Below are 14,483 nucleotides of genomic sequence, written 5' to 3'. Positions count from 1 at the left end.
CAGGGGGAGCAAGTGAAAGACTGGATGCGATCAGCGCGAGCCACGCCCTCCCGGGCGCGGTCTCCTGTCGGGGAGCTACGGCCTTATGGCCGCCTCCGAACTCCTGATGAACTGGACGCCGGCCCCGTCCAGCATGCGTCGAATGCGTGCGGGTGGATCGGCTTCGCAGAACACCATGCTCACCTCATCGATCCGGCCGCCATGCACGTAGGCGGGGCGGGTGAATTTCGAGGAGTCGAGGACGAGATAGGACCTGCGGCAGTTGCGAAGCATCGCCTGGCGCACGCGCACCTCGTCCTCGGAGAAGTCGAGCAGCGACCCGTCCTCATCGACACCGGCGACCCCGAAGATGGCGATGTCGACCTTGTAGGACGCGAAGAAAGCATCGGCGGAGGGGCCGCAGACATCGAGGTCGCTGCTCCGTACGGTGCCGCCGGCGATCGCGACCGTGAAATCCGAGTTCTGTCGCGCCATCAGGGCGAGCGGCAGGTTATTGGTCACGATCTTCAGGTTGCGATGCGAGAGCAGGGCCTCCGCTACGAACTGCGGCGTGGTGCCGATGCCGAAAGACAGCGACACGCCATCGCTGACATGTCGCGCGACGGTGGCGGCGATGCTCTGTTTCGCGTCACTGTTCCACACACGACGATCCTTGAAGGCGAGGTTCTTGCCTTGCGTGATTCTTTCTATGCCGCCGTGCCGACGACGGGCGATGCCCTGGTCGCACAGGGCGACCAGATCGCGACGGATCGTCTGCGTGGCGACGGCAAAATGCACGGCCAGCTCCTCGACACTGATGAAGTCCCGGCTGCGCAGCATGTCGGCAATGGCCATCTGCCGCCCGCTGGAACCGGTAGCAATATTCGATTCAACATCTGCGGTGTTCATATGAGCTGTATACCTTCGAGGTGTGACGATCGCGCGACAGATTATGGTTACGGAATTTTTACCATACAGACCGTCTCTGGCCGGAATGGAGAAACAATATGCAGCCGCCGGGATGGCGTTGCAGCTTGTCGCGGTACCGGTTCAAGAGCTTTATGACGCCAGCAAAAAACCTGAAATTTATGGAGACCGTGATCCGGTTCACGCCCCTTTCCTATTATAGTGTAGCAGGGCTAACGTCTTATGGGGCCGCGATCGTATCAGCTGCACCTGTTTTCGGCCTTGTCGTTCCGGTCTGCAAAGCTGTGCAAAAATGAACATGGCGATGATAGAAATGTTCATTTGAAATTCATATGAATGTCATCGACGCGCTGTAGTCACGTCGGCAGAAAGTCCTCCGAGGGCAATCATTGGCAGGGCGGCGTCGAGGCGCCGCCCCTGGACATGTCACCTGCGGCTTACCGCTATCGAGACCATTCATGAACGCCTCCACCTTCCTGAACATCCAGGGGCTCAGCCGACGCTTCTCCGCACGCTCCGGAGTCGGCGAGGTCTCGCTCGCGGTCGGGCGAGGGCAGTTCGTGGTGCTGCTCGGGCCCTCCGGCTGCGGCAAGTCGACGACGCTCCGGCTGATTGCCGGGCTTGAGACGCCCGATGCAGGGTCGATCGAGATCGACGGGCGCGATGTCACCGCGCTGCCGCCTTCCGACCGCAGCCTCTCCATGGTCTTCCAATCATACGCGCTCTTTCCGCACCTCGACGTGGCCGAGAACATCGTTTTCGGCCTGAAGGTGCGCGGCGTCGCGCGCGCCGAGCGCCGGCGGCGGCTCGATGAGGCGCTCGCCGTCACCGGGCTGGAAGGGCTGGAGGACCGCAAACCGGCGAAGCTCTCGGGCGGCCAGCGCCAGCGTGTGGCGCTGGCGCGCGCCATCGTCGCCGGGCACCCGCTCTGCCTCATGGACGAGCCGCTCTCGAACCTCGACGCGCAGTTGCGCCACAGCGTGCGTCAGGACATCCGCGCCTTGCAGAAGCGGCTCGGCATGACGGTCATCTACGTGACGCACGACCAGACCGAGGCCATGAGCATGGCCGATGTCGTCGTGCTGATGCGCGACGGACGCATCGAGCAGGTCGCCAGCCCGGCCGATATCTATGAGCGGCCGGCGACGACCTTCGCCGCGGGCTTCATCGGCTCCCCGCCCATGGCCATGCTGCCGGCGGATTTGCTCGGCGCCGCGGATTTGCCCGGCGCTGGAGCGGCGGCGGACCTCGTCTTCGGCATACGCGGCGAAGACATTTCCCTTCGCCGGCCGGGAGAGGGGCGGCTGGCCGCCCGGGTCCTCGGGCAGGAATTCCTCGGTGCCGAGACCTTCGTGAATCTCGAAGTCGCGGGGGCCGCACGCCTGACCGCCCGTGTGCCGGGGCGCGTGGACACCGGGCAGGGCGAGCACGTCTCCCTCGACTGGCCCCGCGAGGCGACCCACTGGTTCGAGCGCGCAAGCGGCAGGCGCTTCGCTCTCCCATCTTCACCCATCGATCCGCCGCGCGGCTCGCCGGCGGTCGTCAGACCAGCGAAAGGTTACTGACCATGAAAGCGCTTTTTTCCGGCCTGCTCCTCGGGCTGGCCGCCGTGGCGACGCCCGTCGCCGCCGCACCGGCCAAGCTCACCATGTATTATCCGATCTCTGTGGGCGGACCGCTCACTCAGGTCATCGACAACATGATCAAGGGTTTCGAGGCCGAGAACCCGGATGTCGACGTCGAGGCTGTCTATGCGGGCAATTATGACGACACGCGCATCCGCGCGCTCTCGGCCCTCAAGAGCGGCCAGCCGGCGCAGCTCTCGGTGCTGTTCTCGATCGATGCCTATGACCTGATTGAGCAGGACCTGATCGTGCCCTTCGAGGACGTCGCGACCTCCGAGGACGACCGCAAGTGGCTCGACAGCTTCTATCCGGCGCTGATGGCGAACGGAAAGATCGACGGCAAGACCTGGGGCGTGCCCTTCCAGCGCTCGACCATCGTGATGTACTACAACAAGGACATGTTCCGCGAGGCCGGGCTCGATCCCGAGCAGCCGCCGCGCACGTGGGACGAACTGGTCTCGGCCGCCCGGAAGCTGACCAAGGACGGCCGCTGGGGCCTGATGGTGCCCACCACCGGCTATGCCTACTGGATGTTCCAGTGCTTTGCCATCGAGAACGGCAAGGAGCTGATGAGCGCCGACGGCACCAGGACCTACTTCACCGATCCGGCTGTCGTCGAGGCGCTCGCCTTCTGGCGTTCGCTCTCGGCGGACAAGAAGGTCAGCCCGGAAGGCGCGATCGAGTGGGGCACGCTGCGTCAGGCGTTCACCCAGGGCCAGACCGCGATCATGTGGCACACCACCGGTAACCTCACCGCCGTCAAGAAAGAGGCCAAGTTCGATTTCGGTGTCGCCATGCTGCCCGCCAACAAGCAGCCCGGCTCGCCCACCGGCGGCGGCAACTTCTACCTGTTCAAGCAGTCGACGCCCGAAGAGCGCGCTGCCGCGCTGAAGCTGATCAAGTACATGACCGCCCCCGAGCGCGCCGCGCAGTGGTCCATCGCCACGGGCTACGTGGGTGTCAGCCCCGCCTCCTACGAGACGGATGCGCTGAAGCAGTACGGCAAGGAGTTCCCGCAGGCGGTCGTGGCCCGCGACCAGCTCAAGGTCGCGATCTCCGAGTTCTCGACCTATGAGACCGGCCGCGTCCGCGAGGCGCTCAACAACGCCGTGCAGGCGGCGGTGGTCGGCAGCAAGACCCCGCAGGCCGCGCTGGAGGAAGCCCAGGCCATCGCCGACCGGCTCCTGAAGCCCTACCAGAAGAACTGATCCCGACCCGGGTTGCGGAGCCGGCGAAAGCAGTGTCCGGCCGTCTCCGCAGCCCTTTTCGCGCGAGGCAAGTCATGACGCACATGGTGAAGCAGGAGCGGCGGCGCGCCGCCCTCTACGGCTGGATGCTGCTCTCGCCGGCTCTTGTGTTGTTCACGACGTTCGTTTTCGCCCCGACCGTCGCGACGCTCTGGCAGAGCCTGTTCTCCGCCGGCACCCGGCGGCGCCCGCCGGCTTTCGTCGGCCTCGACAACTATGCCGATCTGATCGCCGATCCGGTGTTCTGGCGCGTGGTCGGCAACAATCTCCTCTACACCGGCATCGCCGTTCCGGCCTCGATCGCGCTGGCGCTCGGCATGGCGCTGTGGGCCAATGCCCGCATCCCGGCCCGGGCTTTCGTGCGTGTCGCCTATTTCACGCCGGCCATGCTGCCGATGATAGCCGCGGCGAATCTGTGGCTGTTCTTCTACACCCCGGGCTTTGGCCCCCTTGCCGCCCTCGGCCTCGGTTCCGTCAACTGGCTAGGCCAGCCCGAGACGGCGCTGTGGGCCGTCACCGTCGTGGCGGTCTGGAAGGAAGCCGGCTTCTTCATGGTCTTCTACCTCGCGGCGCTGCAGACGATCCCGCCCGACCTCAGGGAAGCGGCGCAGATAGAGGGGGCCGGCCGCTGGACCTACACGCGCCGCGTCGTGCTCCCGCTCCTGATGCCGACGACCCTTTTCGTGCTCGTCAACGCGCTGATCAATTCAGTGCGGCTGATCGACCAGCTCTTCATCCTGACCAAGGGTGGGCCTGACAACGCCTCCAAGCTCATTCTCTACTGGATGTGGGAGCTTGCTTTTTCCTATTTCGATGCACCGCGCGCTGCGGCGATGACCGTCCTGGTCCTGATGGTGCTTTGCCTCGTCGCGGTCGTTCAGTTCACCCTGATCGACCGGCGGGCTCATTACCGATGAGAGCGGCAATGCAACGCTGGCTTACCTTCGATACCTTCGGCGCGCTCGTCCTCGCGCTCGTCTGGATTTCCCCGCTGGCCTACGCGGCATGGGCGGCGTTCCACGACGTGCATGCGGCGGTGGGGCTCGATCTCTCCGCCCCCTGGACGCTGGAGAACTTTTACGCCGTCTGGCAGCAGGCGCCATGGCTCAGCTATCTGTTCAACACGGTCCGGCTCGTCACGATGGTGTTGGCCGGCCAGCTCGTGCTCTGCACGCTCGCGGGCTTCGCCTTCGCGCGTTTCGCGTTTCCGGGGCGCGATGTCGTCTTCATCGTCGTCCTGATGCAGCTCTTCATCTTGCCCGAAGTGCTGATAGTCGAGAACTACGCCATCGTTTCCAGACTGGGGCTGTTCAACACGACGCTTGGCATCGGGCTGCCCTACATGGCGAGCGCCTTCGGCATATTCCTGCTGCGGCAGGCGTTCAAATCCGTGCCGAAGGAGCTGGAGGAGGCGGCGCGTGTCGAAGGCTGCTCGTGGATGGGCGTGCTCTGGCGCGTCTATATTCCGGCCGCGCGCCCGGTTTACCTCGCCTATGCGCTGGTGTCGGTCGCGACGCACTGGAACAACTTCCTGTGGCCGCTGATCGTCACGAACTCACCGCAGACGCGCCCGCTCACAGTGGGACTCTCGTTGTTCGGCGCGCCCGAGAGCGGCGTTGACATCTCGCTGATCAGCGCGGCGACGCTGATGACCATCGCCCCGTTGCTCGTTGCCTTCATCATCTTCCAGCGCCAGTTCATGCAGGCTTTCCTGACGTCGGGCATAAAATAGTCCGGCCCGTCGAAGCGCCACCTCCGACAGGTGCCCGTTCAGGTCCTGCCAGGTTTGCGTCACAACCCTCGAGCGGCAGTCAGAAATCGCTATTGCGCGCGAGCACGTCCAGAAGCTGGCTCGTATTGTCGACCGAAAACTGAACCCGCTCGCCCGGCCAGACGCTTTCCGAATAGGCAATCGGCGTGCCTTTCATGTCGACATCGACTTTTTTCGAGACGATCACCGGTTTGTCGAGGGATAGGTCAAGATGGCGTGCTTCTTCCGGTGTCGGCATCCTGACCAGAATATCGGTGCGCAGGCGGATATAGTCCGGAATGCCGTATTCGGCGAGGATGAGGCTGACGCTTCGCCCGTCGCGCCGCGCCTTGTCGAAACCGGGGAAACGGCGGACAGGATAATAGGCGTTCGAGAAGTTTATCGGTTCCTCGTCTGCAAGACCGCGCCGGACGATGTGATAGACCGGCTCGCCGCGCGGCAGCCGCAACGCCTCGGCAACGCTGGCGGAAGCAGGTATCTCCTCTTCACGGATCGCCTGCCCGAAGGGCTCCCTGCCTTGGTCGAGCAGGTTTTGCGAGAAGCGTGTGCGCTCGGAAAGACGATATTCGAGGCGTCCATCCCTCACGAAGGTGCCTCTGCCTTGTTCGACCTGCACCAGGCCGCGACTCTGAAGGCGGGAGATGGCCCGGCGGATGGTATGGCGTCCGACGCCGAACCGCTCCATCAGATCCGCCTCCCTGGGAAGCTGCGTCTTCGGAGACAGCCGGCCGGTCAATATGTCATGGGCAATATCTTCCTCGACCTGCTGCCACTGCCCGTGAGACGGTTTGCTCGTCATTCCTTCTCCGATTGATTCGGCTTGCTTCAAATTCATTCGGATATTCAATACCTTTTGAATGACTCAGTTGCAATCGCCGCTACATTTCCGTCACTGTCATTCCTCCGAAAAGCCCGGCAAGTAGGATAAAAACAAGAGCTGCCGAGCCGGGCGGGCTTCACACGGCTGTTATCATGCGGCGCTAGAAGGCATCCGAATGATATATGCATCATTCGGATGCTCAGGAGCGGAAAATGTTCGAAATCAGTCGCCGCCAATTCATGGCCGGCGTGGCGGTGTCAGCGGGCGCGGGTGTGATGAAGAGCGCGCCGGCGCGCTCGGCCGATGCGGCGGTCGAAGTCTCCAGCCCCTGGGGCGCCGACAAGCCGTTTCAGAAGGTCGTCGATGCCTTCAACGCCAAGAAGCTCGGCGTGACCGTGACCAATCGCTTCGACGGCGATTACGAGTCGGCGATCGCCAAGGCCGTCGCCAGCACCGCCGCCGGCCGCCCGCCGGCGATGATGATCACGGGCTGGAAATTCGGATATTTCGCCAGGCGTACCCTCGGCGTGCGTGACCTGCGCGATATCGATCCTGCCCGCGCCGGGGCGATCCTCGCCAACTTCCGTCCGTCCGTGCTGCCGCTCGTGACCATCGACGGCGCCGTGATCGGTCTGCCGTGGGCGATGTCCACCCCGATCACCTTCATCAACAGCAGCTTGTGGCGGGAAGCGGGCCTCGATCCGGCGCTACCGGAAAATCCCGATACGCAATGGCTTTATGAAAACGCCCGCAAGCTCGATGCCGCGCTCAAGGGCAAGCACCCCACCTACCGCTCGGCGCTGGCGCTCTCCAACAACGAGTGGACGAGCCAGTCCTTCATCCAGAATGCCGGCGGCTACATCATCGATCCGGACGGCAAGCTCGCCCTCGACAGCCCGGAGGCCGTTATCGGCATGACGGAATACTGCGCGCCGGCGCACGAGGGGCTGTGGATCCCGGTCAGCGGCAAGGAGCAGGACGCCTCCTTCGAATCCGGCGCGCTGGCCATCTGCACCACGAGTTCGACGCGCGCGGCGACCTTTCCTTTCGGCCACGCGAAAGCGGTCACCGCCAAGTTCCCCGGCCTTGTTGGCCATCCGCGCAGGCTCAACAGCGGGGGCAACTTCCTGGCCGTCTATGCCCGCAACAAGGAGCAGGCCGAAGCCTCGCTCGCCTTCCTCGAATTTTGCGCCTCGAAGGAGGGCCAATCGATCTGGGCGGCGGTCGGCTATCTCAACACCTCGCTCCACGACGTGCCGCTGATCAACGACTTCATGAAGCCCGCCGCCGCCCAGCTTGCGGATGGCCTGACGGCCGAGACGATCTGGCCGGGCAAGCGCGGCCTTGAAGGGCAGGAGGTATGGCGCAAATGGGTCTCGCGCATGCTGCTGAAGGAAGTGACGGTGCCCGACGGGCTGAAGGGCGCCCATCAGGAACTGGACGTGTTGATCTCCGGCTGATCGGTCCGGCCATGCGTATCAGCCTGAGAAGGCTGGCCCCCTATTTCTTCGTGGGGCCAGCCGTATTGTCCGTCGCGGTGTTCCTCTATGGCCCGCTCATCGCGTCCGCGGTGCTGTCCGTGCTCGACTGGAACCTGCTTTCCTCGGACGTCAGCTTCGTCGGCACGAGGAATTATGCGGTGATGTTCAGTAGCGTCGATTTCAGGCTGTCGGCCTGGAATACGCTGCTCTATTGCGCCATCCTCATCCCGGCGCAGATCGTGCTGCCGCTCCTTCTGGCGGTGATGATCCATGCGGTGCGCCGTTCGCCGCTACAGGGCTTCTATCGCGGCAGCCTGTTCCTGCCGACGATCGTCGCCTATTCCGTCGCCGGGGTAGCGTGGTCCTGGATGCTGAATCCGGTCAACGGACTGTTCAACGAACTGTTCGGCTATTTCGGCTTTCCGAAATCGCGCTGGCACACCGATCCGGATCTGGCGCTCCTGTGCGTCTGTCTCGTCACCTTCTGGAAGACCTTCGGCCTCAACATGCTGCTGTGGCTGGCGGCGCTCGCCAATATCCCGCCGGAGCTGCGCGAGGCTTCGCAGCTCGACGGGGCCGGTCCGGGCCGCCATTTCTTCACGATCAGCCTGCCGCTGATGACGCCCACGGCCTTCTTTATCAGCGTCACGACGCTGTTCCATGTCCTCGACGACATCGTGGGCGTCATCGATGTGCTCACCCACGGCGGTCCGGCGGGGCGGAGTTCGAGCCTGCTTTATTTCCTCTGGCAGCAGGGGTTGCAGTTCTTCCAGTTCGGACAGGCGAGCGCGGTCGCCGTCATCATCATCGTTGTCGTGCTGGTCGCCACCTGGCTGCAGTTCCGTCTCGGCGAAAACAAGGTCCATTACGGATGAGCGCCGCCCTGTTTTCCCGTGCGTTTCACCGGGCGGTGCTCCACGGCGTGTTGCTGATCACAAGTCTGGCGACCGTCTTCCCGCTGATGTGGATGATCACGGCGGCCTTCACGCCGAACGACCTCATCACCGCGCGCGCCATCCGGCTGTGGCCTGAGGAGCCGACGCTTGCGAACTTCGCGGAGGCCGCAAGCCGCCATCCGATCTGGACATGGCTCTGGAACTCGATCCTCACCGCCACGCTGATCACGGTCGGGAAACTCGTTCTGGCCGTTCCCGCCGGCTTCGCCTTCGGCCGGATGTCCTTTCCGGGTCGGCAGACGCTGTTCTGGTTCGTGATAGCAACCATGTCCTTTCCTACGGTGCTCGCCATCATTCCCACCTATATCGCCGTGGTGAAACTGCAGGCATTCGACACCTACGGCGCCATGATCGTGCCGTCGATTCCCTATATCGGCTTCTATGTCTTCTACATGCGGCAGGCATTCCGGTCGTTGCCGTCCTCCATGTTCGAGGCGGCGCGCATGGATGGCGCCGGGCTGTGGCGGCAGTTCACGGAAATCGGCATCCCGAACGTCCTGCCGGCTATTGCGGCGCTGTCGGTGATTTCATTCATGGGCGCATGGAACATCTATCTGTGGGGCCAACTCGTTCTCGAAGACCGCTTCAAGAAGACGCTGACCACGGGCGTAGCCGCTTTCGCCGATCTGGAGGGCGCCGACCGGGTCTGGGGGCCGCTGATGGCGACCAGCCTGCTTTCGGTGGTGCCGGTGCTGCTGATCTTTCTGCTCGCGCAGCGCTTCATCGTCGAGGCGCTGGCACCGGGCGCGGACGAGCGATAGGCAGGGCGATGCACCGGGTCGTCGTCATAGGCGGGGTCCATCACGACCGCATCTGGCAGCTCGACGAACCGCTGACACGGGGGCGGCGGCTGCGGTTTTCGGCGCGCGGCATCCGGATCGGCGGCGGTGGCTTCCACACCGGTTGCCAGCTTCTCGAACGCGGCGCGGCCGTCACCATGGTCACGTCCCTGGCGCAGGACGAAAAGGGCCTTGCGGCGCTTGCGGCGCTGAAGGAGGCGGGCTTCGATACGCGCCACGTGACGATGACGCCGGGTGAGACCGTGCCGCTGGAAATCCTGCTCGAACCCGACGGCGAAAGAACGATTCTCGCCCCCGCCCACCGTTCCGCCAGGCTGTTCTCGGCGAACGGGCCGCTTATGGGGGACGCCGTCTATATCAACGCGCTCCGGCTTGACGAGGCGCTGGTCGCGACGCTCCGCGACATTCCGCTTGCGGTGTCGCAATTGCCGTTGGGGCCCGCCGTGCCACGGCCGGTCGACTATGTCGTCTCATCGCGCGCCGACGCCGGCGCCGATCTGCCGTCCGCGTGGCAGCGTGCCGTCGCGATCGCCGGGCCGCGGCTGAAAATGCTGGTGCTGACCGACGGGGCGCGCCGCATCGCCCTCCATGACGGCCACCGGACAGTCGAGGTCGAGACGGCGCCCGCGGTGACGGGTGTCAGCACCATCGGCGCCGGCGACCGCTTCAGCGCCGCCTTCCTCCTCGGGCTGCTCGACGGTCTCGACGAGGCCTCGGCGGCGTCGACGGCCAGCCGGACGATCGCCGACTGGCTGCGCCGGCGGCAATTCCCCTGAAGCACGCCGGCGACTTCTCTCCTGACGAATTACACATAACTGTCACCCGAAACTGCTACCGAAAAACATCCGAATGATTTAATGATTCATCCGAATGATAGCGACAGGCATAGAAATTTCAGGCCGCCCCGGGAGGGGACAGTGGCAGGCCGTGGACGGGCGGACCGGCCGGGCGGACGTATCCGCTTCGCGATCACGCATGTCGACACGAAATCGCATGAAAGGACAGGCAATGATTGAACCAGGGGCCGGCGATCCGGTCATCGGGCGCTACCGGCATGGCGAGGCGCTCGGCATTTTCGCCGCCAGCCGGCCCGATGCCATCAAGTCCTGCGCGGAAGAGGTGCTCGCCGATCTCGGCGAGGTCTCCGTGCTCGCCAACCGCACCGGGCTGGCGATGCTGCCTTTCACCGACACGGTCCGCAACACGGCTTTCCATCTCGGCGAGGTGCTGGTGGCGGAGGCCCATATCCGTGTGCCGGGACGCGGCGTTGAAGGCTATGGCGCCGTTACTGGCCGCGATCTCGAACATGCCATGGCTATCGCCGTCCTCGATGCCGCCATCGCGGCCGGACACCGGACGGATGCCATAACCGTGTTTCTCGACGGCGAATGGCGCCGTCAGCAGGAAGACGACCGCGAAAGGCTGCGCAAGGTCGAGGCAACGCGCGTCGAGATGGAGACCTTCTGACCATGAGCCTTGAGCTTCTCCCGACGGCCGCGGAAAGCCGCACCAACGCCGCTTTCGAGGAACTGATGTGGGCGCTTGCCCGGCCCGGCCTCATCCGGCGTCTTCCGCTTGCCGGTTTCGCGGCGTTGGCCGAAAGCCTGATCGACCGTGAATGCAGCTTTCATGTCAGGCATGATGCGGCGCTGGCCGAAAGGCTTGCCGAAACCGGCGCGCGGGCTGTTTCCCTCGCTGACGCCGACTATGTCTTTGCGCCTGCCGACTCGCCGGAGGACGTGACGGCACTGGCGGGGCTGCGCGCCGGCACGCTCTCCTATCCGGACGAGGCGGCGACGCTGTTCGCGCCGGCGCATTTTGGCCAGGAGCCGGCCGGCCGGGGGCCGCGCCTGCGCCTTTCCGGGCCGGGCATCAGGGAAGCGATCACGCTGCAAGCGGGTGGCGTCGATCCCTCTTTCTGGCCGATGCGCGAGAGCGCTATCCGCTATCCGCTCGGCTTCGATCTCTATCTTGTCGACGGCGACGGGCTGATCGGCATTCCCCGCTCCACGAAAGTCGAGGTATTGTAATGGCCTATGTGGCAACCCGCGGCGGCGAGCGCGCCATCGAACAGGCCGAGAGACTCTACCGCGCGGATATCGGCGCGATCAGCCGCGAACGGGTCGAGGCGGTGCGCGACGGCCTTCCCTATCTCGTCGACCGTCTCATGGGCGAGGCATCGCTGTACGAGCCCGATCTCGCGGCGCTCGCGCTCGCCCAGTCCGGCGGCGATCTCTACGAGGCCCTTCTGCTCCTGCGCGCCTATCGCACCACGCAGCCGCGCCTTGCGGTGGCCGAGCCCGTCCGGCAGGCAGACCTCTTCACAGTGCGGCGCATCTCCGCCGCCTTCAAGGATATTCCAGGTGGGCAGATTCTTGGGCCGACGCTCGACTACTCCCATCGCCTCCTGCAGGTCGGCGTGCTGAACGGGGAGGAATATCGGCCCGCGCCCGTGGAGCCGGCGGCTGAACCCGCCCCGGCCACCCAACCCTCGCTCGCCGAGTGGCAGAAGGCGCAGGACCTAATTCCGGACCATCCGGCCGAATCCGTCGAGCCCGACGAAATCCCGGACATCACCCGCGAGCCCCTGCTTTTTCCCGTGAGCCGCGCCCACAAGCTGCAAAGCCTGGCGCGCGCGGACACCGGCGGCACGCTGGCGCTCGGCTATGCGACCATGCGCGGCTATGGAGCGGTGCATCCCACTGTCAACGAATTGCGTCTCGCCGAGGCTCCGGTCAGGATGCGCCACCCGTGCGGCACCGTCTTCAGCGCCGGGCGTGTGCGCGTCAGCCAGACGGAGGTGGTCTCCAAGTCGGGCGGCAGCCTGCAGCTCGGATTTTCCGCCACCTTCGGCTGGAACGAGGTGAAGACGATCGCCGCCGCGACGCTCGACCTGGCTTCCGGCCAGCCCGATCCGCATCCGGCCTCGAACGAGGAATTCATCCTCTATCACACCGAAGCGGTCGAAAGCTCCGGCTTCTGCGTGCATTTCAAGCTTCCCCATTACGTCACCTTCCAGTCCCACCTCGATGCGTTGCGCCGCGTCAAGGCGGACCGGCAGCAGGCTGCCGCCATCGCCGCCGAAGAGGAAAGTCGCCACGAAACGAACGAGGCCGTGCCGTGAAACTCAGTGAACTGACCAGGCCGTGGTCCGCCTTCAGCTACGGCTTTCTCGACGAATCGGCGAAACGGGAAATCCGCCGCCGCATCCTCAAGGCCATCGCGGTACCGGGCTATCAGGTGCCTTATGCCAGCCGCGAGGTGCCGATCGCGCGCGGTTGGGGAACCGGCGGGCTGCAGGTGACGCTGACGCTCCTGAAGCCGGACGCGGTCGTCAAGGTGATCGATCAGGGCGCCGACGATTCCGTCAATGCCAGCAGCATCCGCAAATTCGTGAGCCGCGTCGGAGGGACGGTCGAAACCGGGGACACGACGCAGGCGACGCTCATCCAGTCGCGCCACCGCATCCCCGAGGAAAAGTTGCGCGAGGACCAGATCCTCGTGCTGCAGGTGCCGAACCCCGAGCCGCTGCGCCCCGTCCAGCCGGACATGTCCGTGGCCCGCGAGATGCATGCGGACGCCGATTATGGCCAGCTGTGGCTGATCCTGTACGAGCAGCTCGTCAGGTCGGGCAGGATCATGCAGGGCGCGAGCTATCCGAGCATGGTTAACGGCCGCCATGTCATGACCCCTTCGCCGATCCCGCGCTGGGACGTGCCGAAGCTGAACCGGGCGGATCACCTGACGATTCTCTCGGCGGGGCGCGAGAAGCGCATCTACGCCGTACCGCCTTATACCAGCGTCGAGCCGCTGGTGTTCGACGACGTGCCCTATCGCGTCGAGGACCATCAGGACAAGACCTGCTGGCGCAGCGGCGTCAGGGGCTTCTTCATGAACGAACTGCCGCAGGAAGACGGCTCCTCGCTTTACGAACTCTCCGACAGCCATTTCGGCATCAAGCATATCCGCAAGGCGGCAGGAGAGGCGGTCTCGATCGGTGAGACCTGGTACAGGAACGGAAGGATGGCTCGATGACTGCTCCCGGTGTCGCTGCCCCGACGGGCGTCGAACGTCAGCCGCCGCGGCTGATGCTCGCCAGGCCGATCCTGACGATGCGTGGCGTCGCGCGTCGCTACGGCGACGTGCAGGCGCTCGCCGGCGTCGATGTCACCGTCTATCCGGGTGAGGTGCTCGGCATCGTCGGTGAATCCGGTTCGGGCAAGTCCACCTTGCTCAGGATGATGAATCTGGAGGACACGCCGGACGCCGGCACCTATCATCTGGCGCTTGCCGGCCGGGAACCCGCGGGTCCCGAGGGCCGCAACCTCTTCACCCTCGACCGCTTCCAGAGGCGGATGCTGCGCGCGATTCACATCGGCATCGTCTACCAGAATCCGCATCTCGGGTTGAGAATGGGCCACACCAGCAGCGGCAATGTCGCCGAACGTCTGCTGATCGCCGGGAATCGCAACTTCGCCGAACTGCGCCAACGCGCGCGCGAAGCGCTGGAGGCATCGGAGTTTCCGGTCGCGCGCATGGACGCGCGGCCGAATACGCTCTCCGGTGGCATGCAGCAGCGTGTGCAACTCGCCAAGGCGATCGCGCTCGAACCGGCGGTGCTGCTGCTCGACGAGCCGACCACCGGCCTCGACGTCAGCGTGCAGGCGCTCGTCCTCGACACGCTGAAACGGCTGCAGCGCGACCGCGCCATCACCATGGTTCTCGTGTCCCACGACCTCGGCGTCATACGCACAATGGCCGATCGTGTCATGGTGATGCGCTGCGGGGAGGTGGTCGAGGAAGGGCTCGCGGACCAGATCTTCCAGGATCCGCAGCATGAATATACGCAACAGCTCGTGCACGCGAAGCTCTGAAGG

General features: G+C 64.8%; 15 protein-coding genes. 13 read left to right on the top strand and 2 right to left on the bottom strand.

What is annotated here, in order from left to right:
• Positions 1 to 75 precede the first annotated feature (75 nt).
• On the bottom strand, positions 76 to 888 hold the full coding sequence (locus ACFFJ7_RS13570) for a DeoR/GlpR family DNA-binding transcription regulator (RefSeq protein WP_377592994.1): 813 nt from the start codon (positions 886 to 888) through the stop codon (positions 76 to 78).
• A gap of 476 nt (positions 889 to 1,364) precedes the next feature.
• Between ACFFJ7_RS13570 and ACFFJ7_RS13565 the strand changes: the two genes are divergently transcribed.
• The 4 genes from ACFFJ7_RS13565 (at position 1,365) to ACFFJ7_RS13550 (ending at position 5,510) form a co-directional block, all read left to right on the top strand.
• Entirely contained in the window at positions 1,365 to 2,471 is a 1,107-nt protein-coding gene (locus ACFFJ7_RS13565) for an ABC transporter ATP-binding protein (RefSeq protein WP_166950318.1), read from the top strand.
• Positions 2,472 to 2,473: 2 nt separating this feature from the next.
• Complete coding sequence (locus ACFFJ7_RS13560) at positions 2,474 to 3,739, top strand: ABC transporter substrate-binding protein (protein WP_166950319.1); 1,266 nt, start codon at positions 2,474 to 2,476, stop codon at positions 3,737 to 3,739.
• 74 nt (positions 3,740 to 3,813) lie between these two features.
• Positions 3,814 to 4,695: a carbohydrate ABC transporter permease gene (locus tag ACFFJ7_RS13555; protein WP_166950321.1), complete on the top strand. Its 882-nt coding sequence runs from the start codon at positions 3,814 to 3,816 to the stop codon at positions 4,693 to 4,695.
• A gap of 8 nt (positions 4,696 to 4,703) precedes the next feature.
• Positions 4,704 to 5,510 (top strand): carbohydrate ABC transporter permease, encoded by an 807-nt coding sequence (locus ACFFJ7_RS13550; RefSeq protein ID WP_166950323.1) that lies wholly within the window; start codon positions 4,704 to 4,706, stop codon positions 5,508 to 5,510.
• A gap of 79 nt (positions 5,511 to 5,589) precedes the next feature.
• Here the strand turns inward: ACFFJ7_RS13550 and phnF are convergent, their stop codons facing one another.
• Complete coding sequence (gene phnF, locus ACFFJ7_RS13545) at positions 5,590 to 6,348, bottom strand: phosphonate metabolism transcriptional regulator PhnF (RefSeq protein WP_166950326.1); 759 nt, start codon at positions 6,346 to 6,348, stop codon at positions 5,590 to 5,592.
• Between the two features lie 233 nt (positions 6,349 to 6,581).
• Here phnF and ACFFJ7_RS13540 point away from each other — a divergent pair, with 233 nt between their 5' ends.
• The 9 genes from ACFFJ7_RS13540 to ACFFJ7_RS13500 all read left to right on the top strand — a co-directional run bounded on the left by ACFFJ7_RS13540 (position 6,582) and on the right by ACFFJ7_RS13500 (position 14,480).
• Entirely contained in the window at positions 6,582 to 7,829 is a 1,248-nt protein-coding gene (locus ACFFJ7_RS13540) for an extracellular solute-binding protein (protein WP_377592992.1), read from the top strand.
• 11 nt (positions 7,830 to 7,840) lie between these two features.
• Positions 7,841 to 8,725 carry a carbohydrate ABC transporter permease gene (locus tag ACFFJ7_RS13535; RefSeq protein WP_377592990.1) on the top strand — a complete coding sequence of 295 codons (885 nt, stop codon included), beginning with the start codon at positions 7,841 to 7,843 and terminating at the stop codon, positions 8,723 to 8,725.
• Positions 8,722 to 9,567, top strand: coding sequence for a carbohydrate ABC transporter permease (locus ACFFJ7_RS13530; protein WP_377592988.1), 846 nt, complete (start codon positions 8,722 to 8,724; stop codon positions 9,565 to 9,567). Before ACFFJ7_RS13535 ends, ACFFJ7_RS13530 begins: the two co-directional genes overlap by 4 nt.
• An 8-nt stretch (positions 9,568 to 9,575) precedes the next feature.
• Positions 9,576 to 10,382 carry a PfkB family carbohydrate kinase gene (locus ACFFJ7_RS13525; RefSeq protein WP_377592987.1) on the top strand — a complete coding sequence of 269 codons (807 nt, stop codon included), beginning with the start codon at positions 9,576 to 9,578 and terminating at the stop codon, positions 10,380 to 10,382.
• Positions 10,383 to 10,614: 232 nt separating this feature from the next.
• On the top strand, positions 10,615 to 11,073 hold the full coding sequence (locus ACFFJ7_RS13520; RefSeq protein ID WP_377592986.1) for a phosphonate C-P lyase system protein PhnG: 459 nt from the start codon (positions 10,615 to 10,617) through the stop codon (positions 11,071 to 11,073).
• Positions 11,074 to 11,075: 2 nt separating this feature from the next.
• Entirely contained in the window at positions 11,076 to 11,636 is a 561-nt protein-coding gene (gene phnH / locus ACFFJ7_RS13515; RefSeq protein WP_377592984.1) for a phosphonate C-P lyase system protein PhnH, read from the top strand.
• Positions 11,636 to 12,730, top strand: a complete 1,095-nt coding sequence (locus tag ACFFJ7_RS13510) for a carbon-phosphorus lyase complex subunit PhnI (protein WP_377592983.1) — start codon at positions 11,636 to 11,638, stop codon at positions 12,728 to 12,730. Before phnH ends, ACFFJ7_RS13510 begins: the two co-directional genes overlap by 1 nt.
• Positions 12,727 to 13,641, top strand: a complete 915-nt coding sequence (locus ACFFJ7_RS13505; protein WP_377592982.1) for an alpha-D-ribose 1-methylphosphonate 5-phosphate C-P-lyase PhnJ — start codon at positions 12,727 to 12,729, stop codon at positions 13,639 to 13,641. Before ACFFJ7_RS13510 ends, ACFFJ7_RS13505 begins: the two co-directional genes overlap by 4 nt.
• Positions 13,638 to 14,480, top strand: coding sequence for an ATP-binding cassette domain-containing protein (locus ACFFJ7_RS13500; RefSeq protein WP_377592981.1), 843 nt, complete (start codon positions 13,638 to 13,640; stop codon positions 14,478 to 14,480). The genes ACFFJ7_RS13505 and ACFFJ7_RS13500 overlap by 4 nt, the downstream gene beginning before the upstream one ends.
• The last annotated feature ends 3 nt before the right edge of the window (positions 14,481 to 14,483 follow it).

The organism is Pseudochelatococcus lubricantis (assembly GCF_042432495.1).
GTDB lineage: Bacteria > Pseudomonadota > Alphaproteobacteria > Rhizobiales > Beijerinckiaceae > Pseudochelatococcus > Pseudochelatococcus lubricantis.
Note: the sequence above shows the minus strand (reverse complement) of the source record. Positions and strands in the feature narration are given on the sequence as shown.